The organism is Brevundimonas nasdae (genome assembly GCF_019395145.1).
Taxonomy (GTDB): domain Bacteria; phylum Pseudomonadota; class Alphaproteobacteria; order Caulobacterales; family Caulobacteraceae; genus Brevundimonas; species Brevundimonas nasdae.
Map to the genome: position 1 here is coordinate 1,938,466 of NZ_CP080034.1, position 13,864 is coordinate 1,952,329.

Consider the following 13,864-nt stretch of genomic DNA (forward strand, 5'->3'; position numbering starts at 1 on the left):
GGAATGTGAACACGCGGTCGCGGTCCGTCCTCCAGCCCCCATTATCACCCTACCCGTCATCCTCGGGCTTGACCCGAGGATCGGAGGAGCCGCCGCATTGCGTCTCTCTCGAAAGCACAAACCGCTGAACGCCTGATCCTCGGGTCAAGCCCGAGGATGACGGAAATAGGACGGCAAAGATTACGTCAGTTGCTCGAACTGATCGACCAGACGCTCCAGCCGCTTGCAGCCTACGCTCCAGAAGGCCGGGTCGCGCGGGTTGAGGCCGAACGGCTTCAGCGCCTCGACATAGGTCCGCGCCCCGCCCCCCGCGAGCAGTTCGCGATACAGGGGCGTAAAGCCCGTCGGGTCGGCCCGACGCGCCTCCATCAGGGCCGCGACCAGCAGGTCCCCGAACGCATAGGCATAGACGTAGAAGGGCGAGTGGACGAAGTGGCTGACATAGCTCCACCAATGCTCATAGCCGGGGTTCAGCGCGACGGAGGGCCCCAGCGAGGCGCCCATCTCCTCCAGCCAGATTTCGTTGATCCGCTGCTGCGGCACTTCGCCCTTCACTCTCTCGTCGTGGAAGCGGGTCTCGAAACGATGGAAGGCGATCTGGCGCACCACGGTGTTCAGCCCGTCCTCTATCCGCCCGGCCAGCAGACCGCGCTGCTCCGACTTGGGCGCCGTGGCCAGCAGACGGTCGAAGGTCAGCCCCTCAGCGAAGATCGAGGCGGTTTCGGCCAGGGTCAGAGGCGTGTCGGCCAGCAGGGTGCCCTGGTCCGCCGCCAAGGTCTGGTGGACGCCGTGGCCCAGCTCGTGCGCCAGCGTCAGGACATCGCGGCGCTCGCCCATCCAGTTCAGGAAGACATAGGGGTGGCGGTCCGCCGTCACCGGGTGGGCGTAGGCGCCAGACTGTTTGCCCGCCCGCGCCCGGCCATCGATCCACGGCTTGTCGAAGAAGCCTGAGGCGCGCTGGGCGAAGTCGCCGCCCAGGTCGGAGAAGCTGTCCAGCACGATCTCGCGGCCCTGCAGCCAGGTGAAGGCGCGCGGGGCGGTGGTCTCGATGGGGGCGTTGCGGTCCCAGTGGTCCAGACGGGTCTTGCCCATCGCCTTGGCCTTCAGCGCGTAATAGCGATGCGACAGGCGCGGATAGGCTTGGGCGACCGCGTCGGCCATGGCGTCCACGGCCTCGCCGTCCACTTCATTGGCCAGATGGCGGCTGTCGGCGGGTCGTTTGAAGCCGCGCCAGCGGTCCTCCATCGCCTTGTCGGCGGCGACGGTGTTCAGCACCAGGGCCAGGGTCGGGGCGCGGGCGGCCAGGGCGTCGGACAGGCCCTCGGCGGCGGCGCGTCGACGGGCGGGCTTGGCGTCCGACAGGCGGTTCAGGGACTCAGCCAGGGTCAGGCTTTCGGCGCCCGCCCCACGTCTGCCGACCTGAGCGCGCAGGGCGGCCAGCTGCTCGTCGAACAGGCGCGGCCACTGGGCGGTGATCGGCCCGCGCTCGGCGATGAAGGTCTCCAGCTCGGTCGACAGCTCATGCGGCTTCATCGTCCGCACGCGCCGCAGCCAGGGACTCCAGCGCGCGGCGGCCGCGTCCGCAGCCAGGGCCGCCTCCAGCTCGGCGTCGTCGATGGCGTTGATCTCCAGCGTCAGCCAGACGGTGGGGGTGGCGATGGCGGTGATCTTCTCACGCACATCCGCCTCGAACCCCTGTGCGCCCGCATCATCGCGCGCCGTCGAGGCCGACAGGAAGGCGTAGGCGCCCAGCGCGCCCAGAACATCCGACGACTGTTCATACAGACGGATCGCCCGGTCCAGCAGCCCGCCCAGAGCCTGAGCATCGGCACGCGCGGCGACCAGCTTGCCCTGCAGGCTGTTCAACTCGTCCACCAGTCCGCGCGCCTTCGTCAGATCAACGCCGATCTTGGCGTCGTCGCGCGAGGCGTAGAGGTCGGTCAGGTCCCAGAGGGGGGCGTCTGTCGGCTTGAAGTGTGCATTCATGGGGCGTGTTGTGGGCAAGCCGGTCCGATGGCGCAACCTTCGCCCGTCCTTTCCAGCACCTATTGTCCATGCAATCCTTGCTGCAACCGCAAGGAGACGCCCGGTGACCGAGACGACGCAGGACACGGCTCATGACACCGGACGCGCCGGATTAAGGGGCGAGAACCGCCTGTTCGCAGCCGGTGTCGGGATCGGCCTGATCCAGGGTCTTCTGCTCTATGGCCTGTATCGCGCAGCGGACGGCAAGGTCTGGCCATCCACCGACCCGGCCTTGTTCGGCGGGCTGGCGCTGGCCATCGGCTTTGCCCCCGTGGCGGCCCTGGCGGGCGTGGGGCGGTTGAGATGGCCGGTGCTGGCGATCTGGATCGGCGTGGCGGCGCTGACGCTGTTCCTGCTGGGCTGGCACGACGTCGCGCGCAGGGTGCTGGCCCCTTACGATCAGGCGCCCTTCCTGAAGTTCCCGGTCATGGCCTTTTCCGCCGCCGCCCTGTTCATCGCCCATCACCTGCTGACGCCTGCGGTGCGCGCCCGGCGCTGGGTGGTCGATTATCATCAGTATTTCGACGTCGCCTGGAAGGCGGGCGTGCAGTTGGCCCTGTCACTGGGCTTCACCGGCGCCTTCTGGATCCTGCTGCAACTCGGCGCGGCCCTGTTTGATCTGATCGGGTTGAAGTTCCTGACCGAACTGGTGCGCTCGGCCTGGTTCGCCTTGCCTGTCACCTGCACCGCCTTCGCCATTGCGGTTCAGTTGACCGATGTGCGCGATGGTCTGATCCGGGGCGTGCGGACCGTGGCCCTGATGCTGTTGTCCTGGCTGCTGCTGGTCATCACGGTGTTGACGGCTGGCTTTCTGGCCGCCCTGCCCTTCACAGGTCTGGAGCCCCTGTGGGCGACACGCAGCGCCACGGCGATGATCCTGGCGGCGGCGGCGGCCCTGATCATCCTGATCAACACCGCCTATCAGGACGGTCAGCCCGACAATCTGCCGCCGCTGGTTCTGCAGATCGCGACGCGGGTCGCGTCGGTTCTGGTTGCACCGCTGGTGGTTCTGGCCATCTGGGGTCTGAGCCTGCGGATCGGCCAGCACGGCCTGACGCCGGACCGGATCATCGCCGCCGCCTGCGCCCTGGTCGGCCTGGTCTATGCGGGCGGCTATCTGTTCGCCGCCGTACGGCCCGGCGCCTGGATGAAGCCGCTGGAGCGCACCAATGTCGTCGCCGCCGTCCTGTCGGTTCTGGTGATCCTGGCCCTGTTCAGCCCCCTTCTGGACCCGACGCGCCTGTCGGTGGCGGATCAGGTGGCGCGGCTGGAGCGCGGCAAGGTTGCCCCCGCCGACTTCGACTACAGCTTCCTGCGCTTCGACAGCGGCAAGGCGGGACGAGCGGCTCTGGACGGATTGATAGGCTCGAACGATGCGGAAACGGCGCGTCTTGCGCGAGAGGCCAAGGCGTCGGATGTCCGATCCGCCTATTCGCCGGACGAAAAGCGCGAATTGGCCCGACAGGTGAAGATCGAGCCGGTCGCAGGCCAGACCCTGCCGCCCGACTTCATGGCTCAGATCCAAAGCCAGCCGGATCTTGCGCTCAACTGCCGCGCCGACGAGACCTGCGTTTTACGCACAGTCGATCTGGACGGCGATGGGCGTCAGGATGTTCTGCTGGCCAGCAGGACGGCAATCCTGGGCTTTACGGCAGGCGAGGACGGCAGGTGGAATCTGCAGGCCCGATACAATGCGACCTGCGGCAATACGGCATCCACCGACCTGAGGGCGGCATTGCGGACGGGCGTCGAAACCGCGCCCGTGCCCCTGCCCAATCTGATCGTCAACGGCCGAAGACTGCAACTCGGGCAAGAGGTGCGCTGCGACACCAAGGGCGCGCGTTAACGGGTCGCACACCACGCCGGACAACGCGATTTTCACCTCGACGCCCTAGAAATCGTCCCGAAACGGGCCATCCGCCAAGGTTGGCCGCAAGGATGATGAAGGGCTGAACATGGCCAAGACCGTTCTGGTCGTCGATGACGATCCGACCCAGCGCCGACTGCTGCAGGCCGTGCTGGAGCGTGACGGCTATGCGGTTGTGCACGCCGTCAACGGCGGCGAGGCCATCGACCGCATGACCAAGGGCGGCGGCGCCGACGTCATCCTGCTGGACATGATCATGCCGGAGATGTCGGGCATGGAATGCCTGGCCGAGATGCGCAGCGCAGGCGTCACCACGCCGGTCATCGTGCTGACGGCCAACGGCGGCATCGACACCGTGGTCAAGGCCATGCAGGCGGGCGCCCAGGACTTCTTCGTCAAGCCGGTCAGCCCGGAGCGGCTGCTGATCGGGGTGCGCAACGCCCTGCAGCTGACGCAGCTGACGGCCGAGGTCGGACGCCTGACCAAACGCGCCCTGGGCCGGGCCAGTTTCGATGACATCGTCGGCGACGGCCCCGCCATGCGGATGGTCAAGGCGCTGGGCGCGCGGGCGGCCAAGTCCTCCATCCCCGTCCTGATCACCGGCGAAAGCGGCGTGGGCAAGGAGGTCATCGCCCGCGCCCTGCACGGCGCCAGCGAGCGCGCCGGCAAGCCGTTCGTTGCGGTCAACTGCGGCGCCCTGCCCGCTAACCTGGCCGAGTCGATTCTGTTCGGTCATGAGAAGGGCGCCTTCACCGGGGCGCACGAGAAGACCTTGGGCAAGTTCCGCGAGGCGGACGGCGGCACCCTGTTCCTGGACGAGATTGGCGAACTGCCGCTGGACCTTCAGGTCAAGCTGCTGCGCGCCCTGCAGGAAAGCGAGATCGACCCCGTCGGCGGCAAGCGTCCGGTCAAGATCGACGTCCGCATCGTCTCGGCGACTAATCGCGATCCCGGCCAGCAGGTAAAGGACGGCGCCTTCCGCGAAGACCTGTTCTATCGCCTGAACGTGTTTCCGATCGAGGCCCCCTCCCTGCGTGAGCGGCGCGAGGACATTCCGGCCCTGATCGACCATTTCATCGCCCGCTTCAATGCCGAGGAAGGCAAGCGGATCGTCGGCTGCGCGCCGGAAACCCTGGCCATGCTGCAGGCCCACGACTGGCCCGGCAATGTGCGCCAGCTTGAGAACGCCGTGTTCCGCGCCATTGTCCTGGCTGACGCCCCTTTCCTGCAACCGCACGATTTCCCCGCCATCTCGGGCCTCGCCGCCCCCATGCCCGACAGCGTCCCGTCAGCGGCGGCGGTCGCATCCGTGGCCCACAGCGACCTGGCCGCCCTACCCGACCAGCCGATCCGCATCCTGGACGAGCGCGGCCATCTGAGGACGTTGGAAGAGATCGAACGCGACCTGATCCAGCACGCCATCGAGGTCTATGCCGGCCATATGAGCGAGATCGCCCGCCGCCTCGGCATCGGCCGCTCGACCCTGTACCGCAAGGTCCGCGAACAGGGGCTGGAGGAGCAGTTGAAGGAAGCGGGCTAGGCCTATCCGCCTTCGCCCAGCCGCTTCAGGAAAACTGCCACACTTCCTTCCCCGTCATCCGCGGGCTTGACCCGAGGATCAGGCGCCCAGCCGCACAAATGAGGATAGAGGTCCGCCCAGTTTGGGTTCATACGTTCGATCAGTTCGAGCTTCCAAACGCGATTCCAGCGCTTCAACGCCTTCTCCCGACGGATCGCCGTCGTGACGTATTCGTGCTGCTCATACCAAACCAACAGGCCACAACCGTATCGGCTGGCGAATCCCTCGAGAGCGCCTGTTCGATGCTGGCCGACGCGTTCGTACAGGTTTGCGGTCATTCCCACGTAAAGCACGCCATGCGGACGACTGGCCTGGATATAGGTGGCGATGAAAGGTCTGCGCTCACTCATCAACGCTGAGTTGCGGACGATCCGATCCTCGGGTCAAGCCCGAGGATGACGGATGTTTATGCGTCCTTCGGCTTCCTTCCCCACCGGCGTTTCGGCTCCTCGCCGTTGGCCTTGGCGGTGATTTCCTTCAGTTTACGGCCCTGCATGGCCGACAGGGCCTGACCCGGGGCGCCCTTTTCGGGGTCAGCGAAGGCGCGGCCGTGGGTTTTGACGCGGTCGCTGACGGAATCGAGGAACTCGCCCTCCCATTCAGACAGCGAAACGCCCGCCTTCTCTGCCGAGCGGCGGGCGCGTTTCAGGGCGTTGAGGGCGGCGCGTTTGGCGGCCTCCCGCTGTTGTTCGAACGGGCTGGGCAAGGGTTTCTTGCTGGCGCTGCCGCCCTTCGGGCTACTTGAGCGCGGCTTGGTCACGCCGTCGCCTTTAGGGCTGCCTGACCGTGACAGCCCGCCGCTTGGCTTGAAGGGCGTGCGCTTCAAGCCGGATCAGCCTCAGATCTCGCCGAGGGCCGACATGTAGAGATCCAGGATGGCGTCCTCTTCCTGACGCTTGGCCTTGTCCTGCTTGCGGATGCGCAGGACCTTGCGAAGGATCTTGACGTCATAGCCCTCGCCCTTGGCCTCGGCGAAGACCTCCTTCATGTCGGTCATGACGGCCTGCTTGTCTTCTTCGAGGCGCTCCAGGCGCTCGATGATGCTGCGCAGGCGGCCCTGGGCCGTGGAGGTGAGAACGTCGGGACCACCGTCGAACGAGGCGTCGTCAGCCATGGGATATACTCCAGTAATCAGGCGCGGACGCTAACCATGACCGGGCGCATGGCTCAACCGCGAACACGAAAAAGGCCGCGGACAAAATCCGCAGCCTGTGGATCGTCAGCAAGACGCTGTGCGCGCACGCCGCCGAAGCGGCGCGCAAGCGAGACAGCTTAGCCTTGCTTCGCCTTGAAGCGCGGGTCGGTCTTGTTGATGACGAAGACGACGCCCTTGCGACGCACGACTTTGCAATCGCGGTGGCGGGTCTTCAGCGACTTGAGCGAGCTACGGACCTTCATGGTCGGACGTCCTGAGAGAAACCAATAGAAAAGCCGCTGACCCGGGCGGATCGCGGCGGAGGCGGTCGTATAGATAGACGAGTCGGATGCGTCAACCCAAACCGCCCTGTCCCGCCCGGTTTTTCAGGCGCAGCGGGCTTTTTCGGGCCGCACGGGGGCGAAACCCGGCCGCACTGGCGATGCGTTGTCCGTCGGGCGGCCTCGCCGCGCCGCACGAAAAAGTCTGGAGGCCTGACCTCCGAGTCGAACGGAGGGTTTACGGGGTTGCACCCCCGTCGCGTCGCCACTCCGCCATCAGGCCGTCAGAGCTTAAGCTGCGCCATTACGCCGCAGCCTGTTAACACAGTCCAAACACAGGCCCGAAACCTTACAATAGCCGTTGAAGGAAGGGATCGGACAGCAACGGTTCCGGCCCTTGCGCGCTTTAGGGCCATCACGGTGATCGCCGCGGGACATTCGCCGCCCATTCGCGGTGTTGTCATTTCACGTTTCCAGTCGAGGGCTTTACCCTGAATCTCATGCGTTTTTCCTTCCGCCTTCTTCTGATTGGTTCGGTCGCCGCCTGCGCCCCGATGCTGCCTGAGCCGCCCCTGCCCTCGATGCCGACAGGACCGCAGCCCAGCGCGACCCAGCCTGCGTCGCCGACGCCGCCGCCCGCGACGCCCGCCCCCCAGACCCCGCCGCTGACGGCCTATGACCAGCAGGGTTTCGACGGCTGGAAACAGGGCTTTCTCGCGCGCAAGGGCGGCGCCCGCCAGGCGGCCTATGCACGGGAGCTGGAGGGACTGACGCCGGATGCGACGGTGATCCGCCTGGACCGCAACCAGCCTGAGTTCTCGCGCCCCGCCGGCGCCTATATCCAGAATGCGGTGACGCCCGTGCGCATCGCCCAGGCCCGCCAGCGCATCGACCGGGTTCCGTGGCCGGTGGTTCAACGTTTCGGCGTGCCCAGCGAGATTCTGGTCGGGGTCTGGGCGCAGGAAAGCGCCTTCGGCCAGGTCCAGGGCAATTATGACGTGATCCGCTCGCTGGCGACCCTGGCTTATGACGGGCGCCGTCGCGACTGGGCCGAGACGCAGCTGAAACATGCGCTCGACATCGTCATCGAAGGCAAGCGCACGCGCGAAGGCCTGAAGGGCAGCTGGGCCGGGGCCATGGGCCAGACCCAGTTCATGCCCGACAACTATCTGCGCCTGGGCATCGACCAGGACGGGGACGGCAAGGTCGACATCTGGGGCAATGACGGCGACGCCCTGGCCTCGGCCGCCAATCTGCTGGCCCAGGCGGGATGGAAACGCGGACAGGGCTGGGGCTACGAGGTCGTCCTGCCCGCCGGGTTCAACTATGCCGAAGCGGAAGGGCCCAAGCACGACTGGGCCTACTGGTCGGCGCGCGGCGTGCGCCTGGCGCAAGGCGGCACGCCGAACGGCGCCGAGGCGCAGGAGCAGGCCACGATCCTGCTGCCGCAAGGCGCCAACGGCCCCGCCTTCCTGGCCCTGCCGAACCACTATGTGATCCGCGCCTACAACAACTCGGTCTCCTACGCCCTGGCCATCGGCCTGACGGCGGACGGGATCATGGGCAAGCCGGGACTGAGCAAGGCCTGGCCCAACGACCCAGCCATGACGCGCGACCAGCGCATCGGCGCCCAGACCGCCCTGACGCGCCTGGGCTATGACACGCAAGGGGTCGACGGCGTGATCGGATCGAACACGCGTGCGGCCCTGCGCCGCTGGCAACTGGCCAACAACCGCACGGCGGACGGTTACCTAACCGCGCCGCTGGCTGACGAGCTGATCCGCAAGGCGAACTGAAAACCGCACGGCGGGCATGGGTTCAGGCTCCTGCCCGTCGAAGGCGGAGGGGATGGAGAGCTAGGCGGGGCGTCACCTCCCCATGAAATGGGGAGGAGAAGCATGGCGGAAGAAAGCGTCAGCCCTTCATGCGCCAGGTGGCGCCGTCGGGGCCGTCCATGACGACGACGTTCAGTTCGTTCAGGCGGTCGCGGATGCGGTCGGCCTCGGGCCAGTCCTTGGCGGCGCGGGCGGCGGCGCGTTGTTCCAGAAGGGAGTCGACCTCGACGCGCAGATCGTCGGACACATCGCCTTCCAGCCAGGCGGCGGGATCGGCCTGAAGCACGCCCAGGATGGAGGCGCAGGCGATCAGGCGGCCGCGCGCCTGGGCCACCGCGTCCAGATCGCCCGCCGTCATGCCGCGCTCTATCTCGCTGGACAGGGCGAACAGCGACGCCATGGCGCCGGGGGTGTTCAGGTCGTCCTCGATGGATTTCAGGAAGTCCGCGGGCGGATCCAGATCCAGCGCCTCAATGCCCGACGAACGATGCAGGGCGCCGTACAGGCGATCCAGCGACTTCTTGGACTGATCCAGCAGCGACTGATTCCAGTCCAGCGGCTGACGGTAGTGCGCCGACAGAAGCGCCCAGCGGACGACCTCGCCCGGCATGGCCTGGACCAGATCGTGCAGCAACAGGACGTTGCCGATGGACTTCGACATCTTCTCGGCGTCCACGGTCAGGAAGCCGTTGTGCATCCAGTAGCGGGCGTATTCGTCATGCGCCTGATCGCCGTGGGCGTGGCCGTGGGCGCAGACGCCCTGGGCGATCTCGTTCTCGTGGTGGGGGAAGACCAGGTCGATGCCGCCGCCATGGATGTCGATGGGCAGGCCCAGCGTCTGTTCGATCATGGCCGAGCATTCGATGTGCCAGCCGGGACGCCCCTCGCCCCAGGGCGAAGGCCAGGACGGCTCATCCGCCTTGGACGGCTTCCACAGGACGAAGTCGTGCGGGTTCTTCTTGTAAGGAGCCACCTCGACGCGAGCGCCGGCGATCATGTCGTCCAGGTTCCGGCCGGAAAGCGCGCCATAGTTCTTGTAGGACGAGACGTCGAACAGGACGTGGCCTTCGGCGGCATAGGCGCAGCCCGCGTCGATGATGGCCTGGATCTGATCGACGATGGCGGGGATGTAGTCGGTGACGTGGGGGGCGATGTCGGGGGGCGACACGTTCAGCAGAGCCATGTCGGCCAGATAGGCGGCCTCATAGCGGGCGGTGACCTCGCTGATCGGCACGCCTTCGCGGGCGGCCTTCTGGTTGATCTTGTCATCCACGTCGGTGACGTTGCGGGCGTAGATCACATGGTCCGCGCCATAGGTCCGGCGCAGCAGCCGCACCAGCACGTCGAACACCACCGGCGGGCGCGCATTGCCGATATGGGCGTAGTCATAGACCGTCGGCCCGCAGACATAGAGGCTGACCCGGCTTGCGTCGCGCGGCGTGAACAGGCGCTTTTCACGGCGCAGGGTGTCGTGGATGTGCAGCGGCATGGATCAGTCTTCAGCGGGTTTTCTTGCAGGACGGAGGCTCCGCCCCATATAGCGGCCTGATATACAGTCCTGATGGATTGTAGAAGGTAAACCCCGAGCGGCTCTCCCCGCCCCGGCCGGAAATCGAGTCCCCATGAGCGCCACGCCCGTCACGCCCGTCCTCGTCGCCAACGAAGCGACCTCCAAGCGTCCCAGCCGCGAACAGGCGCTGGAGGCGGTGCGGACCCTGATCGCCTGGGCCGGCGATGACCCCGAACGTCCCGGCCTGATCGACACGCCCAAGCGGGTGGTCGACGCCTATGGCGAATGGTTCGACGGCTATGAGGCCGACGCCGCCAAGGAGTTAAGCCGCACTTTCGAGGACGTGACCGGATACGACGACATGGTCATCCTGCGCGACATCGAGGTGGAGAGCCACTGCGAGCATCATATGGCCCCCTTCCTGGGCAAGGCCTATGTCGCCTATCTGCCCGGCGAGAAGGTGGTGGGCATCTCCAAGCTGGCGCGCGTGGTCGAAATCTTCGCGCGGCGCCTGCAGAATCAGGAAACCCTGACCAACGACATCATCGACGCCATCGAATCGCACCTGCAGCCGCGCGGCGTGGCGGTGATGCTGGACGCCGAGCACCAGTGCATGACCACCCGAGGGGTGCATCACCGGCACGTTTCGACCATCACGACCCGCTTCACCGGCGCCTTCAAGGACGATCCTGCCCTGATGGACCGTTTTTTGAAGCTGGCTAAGGCGTAACCGCTGCGCTTCCTGCGTGTAATTGACGTTCGGGAACGGCAGATCGTTTAGAACCGCTTTACAAGCGCGCATCGGGACGCCAAGAACCCTTCAAGCCTTCGGGCGATCCATAGGGAAATGTCGGCGCGGAATGCGTCAGGCGAGTAACGGAGACGATGCATGGCTGCCAAGCTCGGTGGTTCCGGCGGGGACAAGCACACGATCGAACAGACGGCGGATATCAACATCACGCCGTTCATCGACATTCTGCTGGTCCTCATGATCATCTTCATGGTCGCCGCGCCTATGGCGACCGTGTCGATCCGTCTGGACCTGCCGCCGGCGACCCCGCCTGACGCCTCGGCCGAAAAGCCGAAGGATCCGGTGTACATCACCATCCAGGAATCCGGTTCGCTGTTCATCGCTGACAAGCAGACCGACATCGAGAAGCTGGCCGCCGACGTCTGCACCGCAGTCGGCAACCCGACCGGTCAGGGCTGTGAAGAAGAGCGCGTCTTCGTCCGCGCCCAACCGGAAGTGAAATACTCGCAGTTCATGGAAGTCATGAACGAGATGCAGAAGAACGGCTTCTTCAAGGTCGGCCTGCTGAACGAAGACATCACCTGAGTTCACGCTCAGTCAAACGATCAGGGCCGCGTTCCGACAGGGACGCGGCCTTTTTCTTTGGGCGATGACGGGATTAGGGTGGGCGCAAGCTTAACCCCGCTGGAGGCGATAGGTGACCCACGACGAACTGCGCGCCCTGGTGTTCAGTTTTCCCGGCGTCGAGGACGGGGTTTCCTATGGCGAGCCGTCGTTCAAGGTCGCGGGCAAGTTCCTGACCTGGATCAGACCGCAGCTGGACGACAGCATCGTGGTGCATCTGGATAATCTGGATGAGCGCGATCTGCTGATCGAGATGGACCCGGCGACCTTTCACTTCACCGACCATTACCGCGACCACGCCCTGGTGCTGGCGCGCATCGCCACGGTCGATCCGGTCTGGCTGAAGGGCATGCTGGAGAGGCGCTGGCGCAAGGCGGCGCCCAAGCGGCTGGTGAAAAGCTTCGACGGCGCTTGACCTGACGCGGGGGAAATCAGCCATGGTCCGTATTCTATAAAAACGGACAAAGGGGCGTTCCGTGGGTGTCAGGGTTGAAGACCGGATCATCAAGGCCAGCGACGGCTGGCCGCTGGAGGCGACGCTGTTTCGCCCGACGGACGCGCGGATGGCGGTGCTGGTTTCAGCCGGGACCGGCTTTCCACGCGGCTTCTATGGCCGGTTCGCGCGCTGGATGGCCGAGCGCGGGGCCGTGGTCTTGACCTATGACTATCGCGGCATCGGCGGGTCGCGGCCGGATGATCTGGCCGCGATGCAGATGGATTATCCCGACTGGGGGCGGCTGGACATGCCCGCCGCCCTGAAGGCGCTGAAGGTCGCAGCGCCGGGCCTGCCGGTCTTTCATGTCGGCCACAGCGTCGGCGGCCATTTCGTCGGCTTCATGCCGAACCAGAGCGGGTTTGAGAAACACGCTTTCGTCTCGGTCGGCACCGGCTGGTGGGGCGGGCATCACCGGACCTACAACCCGTTCGAGCTGTTCTTCTGGCTGGGGCTGGGCCCCAGTGAAATCCGCAAGCACGGCTATGTGCCCAGCGGCAAACTGTGGCGGGGGACCGACCTGCCGCGCGGGGTTTTCGAGACCTGGAAGCGATGGTGCCTGAAACCGGACTATTTCTTGAAGGAACTGGCCGACGGCGCGCTGGACCCGCAACAGTTCGACAAGGTGATCGCCCCGATCCGGTCATGGATTTTCAGCGATGATCCCATCGCCACGCCCGGCACAGGCGCGCGCCTGCTGACCGCCTATCCTGCCGCGCCCGTCGAAATCCTGTCACGCAGACCCCACGATTACGGGGTCAAACGCATTGGGCACGAGGGCGCGTTCAGGAAGGGGATGGAGCCGCTGTGGGAAGAAATTCTGCAATGGTTTGATGAGGACCTTTCGGCGGAGGCGTCGGGCGCCTAACTGTTCCGCTCTCCCCTGACGTGAAGGACCGTCCCATGGCTTATGGCGATCAACCCACAATTACCGTCGACGACATCGAAATCCCGCTGCTGGGTTTCGGGACGTGGCAGCTGGAGCCGGACGACGCGCGGCGCATGGTCGCCGAGGCGCTGCGGATCGGATACCGCCACATCGACACCGCCTGGATCTACAAGAACGAGAAGGCGGTCGGCGAAGGCATCCGCGATTCCGGCGTGGCGCGCGAAAACTTCTTCCTGACGACCAAGATCTGGGTCGACCACTTCGACCATGACGGCCTGCTGCGTCAGGCGCAGGAATCGGTCGACAGCCTGGGCACGGTTCCGGACCTACTGCTGCTGCACTGGCCCAAGGCCGAGCCGTCGTTCGAAGAGACCCTGGGCGCACTGAACGCCGCCAAGGAAGCCGGCCTGACCAAGTCGATCGGCCTGTCCAACTTCCCGTCCAAGGAGTTCCGTCAGGCGCAGGGTCTGTCCAAGGCCAAGCTGATCACCAACCAGGTCGAGCACCACCCCTATCTGGGCATTGACCAGCTGGTCGCCACCGCCGCCGAGCTGGGATCGTCGATCACCGCCTGGTCGCCGCTGGCCCAAGGCAAGGTTGCCGACGACGCCACCATTTCCGAAATCGCCAAGGCCCACGGCAAGACCAACGGCCAGGTGACGCTGCGCTGGCTGATCCAGAACAAGATCATCGCCATCCCGCGCACGACCAAGGAAAGCCGCGCGCGCGAAAACTTCGACATCTTCGATTTCGAACTGTCGGCGGAAGAGGTTCAGCGCCTGAACGCGCTGGATCGCGCCGAACGCATCGGCGACTGGCTGGACCCCGCCTTCAATTGGGACAAGACTGAAGCCTGATCGACGACGGGAGGGCGT

General features: G+C 65.8%; 14 protein-coding genes and 1 tRNA gene. 8 read left to right on the forward strand and 7 right to left on the reverse strand.

The window, feature by feature from the left end; all coding sequences use genetic code 11:
- Positions 1-180: 180 nt before the first annotated feature.
- Positions 181-1,986 carry a M3 family oligoendopeptidase gene (locus KWG56_RS09465; RefSeq protein ID WP_219354565.1) on the reverse strand — a complete coding sequence of 602 codons (1,806 nt, stop codon included), beginning with the start codon at positions 1,984-1,986 and terminating at the stop codon, positions 181-183.
- 103 nt (positions 1,987-2,089) lie between these two features.
- On the opposite strand from KWG56_RS09465, the gene KWG56_RS09470 reads away from it, so the two are divergent.
- Both KWG56_RS09470 and KWG56_RS09475 read left to right on the forward strand, forming a co-directional pair.
- A complete protein-coding gene (locus KWG56_RS09470) occupies positions 2,090-3,871 on the forward strand; it encodes a DUF4153 domain-containing protein (RefSeq protein ID WP_244999452.1) in 1,782 nt (593 codons plus the stop codon).
- A gap of 109 nt (positions 3,872-3,980) precedes the next feature.
- A complete protein-coding gene (locus KWG56_RS09475) occupies positions 3,981-5,432 on the forward strand; it encodes a sigma-54-dependent transcriptional regulator (protein ID WP_219354567.1) in 1,452 nt (483 codons plus the stop codon).
- A 2-nt stretch (positions 5,433-5,434) separates the two neighbouring features.
- Here KWG56_RS09475 and KWG56_RS09480 read toward each other — a convergent pair whose 3' ends face one another.
- The 5 genes from KWG56_RS09480 to KWG56_RS09500 form a co-directional block, all read right to left on the reverse strand.
- Positions 5,435-5,821 carry a GIY-YIG nuclease family protein gene (locus tag KWG56_RS09480; protein ID WP_219354568.1) on the reverse strand — a complete coding sequence of 129 codons (387 nt, stop codon included), beginning with the start codon at positions 5,819-5,821 and terminating at the stop codon, positions 5,435-5,437.
- 56 nt (positions 5,822-5,877) lie between these two features.
- The gene (locus tag KWG56_RS09485) at positions 5,878-6,231 is read right to left on the reverse strand and encodes a hypothetical protein (RefSeq protein WP_373274050.1); all 354 of its coding nucleotides are present in this window, start codon (positions 6,229-6,231) and stop codon (positions 5,878-5,880) included.
- A gap of 78 nt (positions 6,232-6,309) precedes the next feature.
- The gene (gapR, locus tag KWG56_RS09490) at positions 6,310-6,585 is read right to left on the reverse strand and encodes a nucleoid-associated protein GapR (RefSeq protein WP_201099250.1); all 276 of its coding nucleotides are present in this window, start codon (positions 6,583-6,585) and stop codon (positions 6,310-6,312) included.
- Between the two features lie 158 nt (positions 6,586-6,743).
- Complete coding sequence (gene ykgO, locus KWG56_RS09495) at positions 6,744-6,869, reverse strand: type B 50S ribosomal protein L36 (RefSeq protein WP_008263184.1); 126 nt, start codon at positions 6,867-6,869, stop codon at positions 6,744-6,746.
- A 224-nt stretch (positions 6,870-7,093) separates the two neighbouring features.
- A tRNA-Cys gene (locus KWG56_RS09500) sits at positions 7,094-7,170 on the reverse strand.
- Positions 7,171-7,387: 217 nt separating this feature from the next.
- Between KWG56_RS09500 and KWG56_RS09505 the strand changes: the two genes are divergently transcribed.
- Entirely contained in the window at positions 7,388-8,683 is a 1,296-nt protein-coding gene (locus tag KWG56_RS09505) for a lytic murein transglycosylase (protein ID WP_219354569.1), read from the forward strand.
- A gap of 118 nt (positions 8,684-8,801) precedes the next feature.
- Here the strand turns inward: KWG56_RS09505 and cysS are convergent, their stop codons facing one another.
- Positions 8,802-10,211 carry a cysteine--tRNA ligase gene (gene cysS, locus KWG56_RS09510; protein ID WP_219354570.1) on the reverse strand — a complete coding sequence of 470 codons (1,410 nt, stop codon included), beginning with the start codon at positions 10,209-10,211 and terminating at the stop codon, positions 8,802-8,804.
- A 133-nt stretch (positions 10,212-10,344) separates the two neighbouring features.
- Between cysS and folE the strand changes: the two genes are divergently transcribed.
- The 5 genes from folE to KWG56_RS09535 all read left to right on the forward strand — a co-directional run bounded on the left by folE (position 10,345) and on the right by KWG56_RS09535 (position 13,846).
- The gene (gene folE, locus KWG56_RS09515; protein WP_219354571.1) at positions 10,345-10,962 is read left to right on the forward strand and encodes a GTP cyclohydrolase I FolE; all 618 of its coding nucleotides are present in this window, start codon (positions 10,345-10,347) and stop codon (positions 10,960-10,962) included.
- Positions 10,963-11,121: 159 nt separating this feature from the next.
- Complete coding sequence (locus KWG56_RS09520) at positions 11,122-11,568, forward strand: biopolymer transporter ExbD (protein WP_201099242.1); 447 nt, start codon at positions 11,122-11,124, stop codon at positions 11,566-11,568.
- 112 nt (positions 11,569-11,680) lie between these two features.
- Positions 11,681-12,022: an MmcQ/YjbR family DNA-binding protein gene (locus KWG56_RS09525; RefSeq protein ID WP_219354572.1), complete on the forward strand. Its 342-nt coding sequence runs from the start codon at positions 11,681-11,683 to the stop codon at positions 12,020-12,022.
- Between the two features lie 61 nt (positions 12,023-12,083).
- Positions 12,084-12,968: an alpha/beta hydrolase family protein gene (locus KWG56_RS09530; protein WP_244999453.1), complete on the forward strand. Its 885-nt coding sequence runs from the start codon at positions 12,084-12,086 to the stop codon at positions 12,966-12,968.
- A gap of 35 nt (positions 12,969-13,003) precedes the next feature.
- Positions 13,004-13,846, forward strand: coding sequence for an aldo/keto reductase (locus tag KWG56_RS09535; RefSeq protein ID WP_219354573.1), 843 nt, complete (start codon positions 13,004-13,006; stop codon positions 13,844-13,846).
- The last annotated feature ends 18 nt before the right edge of the window (positions 13,847-13,864 follow it).

Excerpts from the sequence above, each read along its gene's own strand:
- KWG56_RS09465 (WP_219354565.1), bottom strand. The coding sequence starts at position 1,986 with ATGAATGCACACTTCAAGCCGACAGACGCCCCCCTCTGGGACCTGACC.
- KWG56_RS09475 (WP_219354567.1), top strand. The coding sequence starts at position 3,981 with ATGGCCAAGACCGTTCTGGTCGTCGATGACGATCCGACCCAGCGCCGA.
- KWG56_RS09480 (WP_219354568.1), bottom strand. The coding sequence starts at position 5,821 with ATGAGTGAGCGCAGACCTTTCATCGCCACCTATATCCAGGCCAGTCGT.
- gapR (WP_201099250.1), bottom strand. The coding sequence starts at position 6,585 with ATGGCTGACGACGCCTCGTTCGACGGTGGTCCCGACGTTCTCACCTCC.
- ykgO (WP_008263184.1), bottom strand. The coding sequence starts at position 6,869 with ATGAAGGTCCGTAGCTCGCTCAAGTCGCTGAAGACCCGCCACCGCGAT.
- KWG56_RS09505 (WP_219354569.1), top strand. The coding sequence starts at position 7,388 with ATGCGTTTTTCCTTCCGCCTTCTTCTGATTGGTTCGGTCGCCGCCTGC.
- cysS (WP_219354570.1), bottom strand. The coding sequence starts at position 10,211 with ATGCCGCTGCACATCCACGACACCCTGCGCCGTGAAAAGCGCCTGTTC.
- folE (WP_219354571.1), top strand. The coding sequence starts at position 10,345 with ATGAGCGCCACGCCCGTCACGCCCGTCCTCGTCGCCAACGAAGCGACC.
- KWG56_RS09520 (WP_201099242.1), top strand. The coding sequence starts at position 11,122 with ATGGCTGCCAAGCTCGGTGGTTCCGGCGGGGACAAGCACACGATCGAA.
- KWG56_RS09535 (WP_219354573.1), top strand. The coding sequence starts at position 13,004 with ATGGCTTATGGCGATCAACCCACAATTACCGTCGACGACATCGAAATC.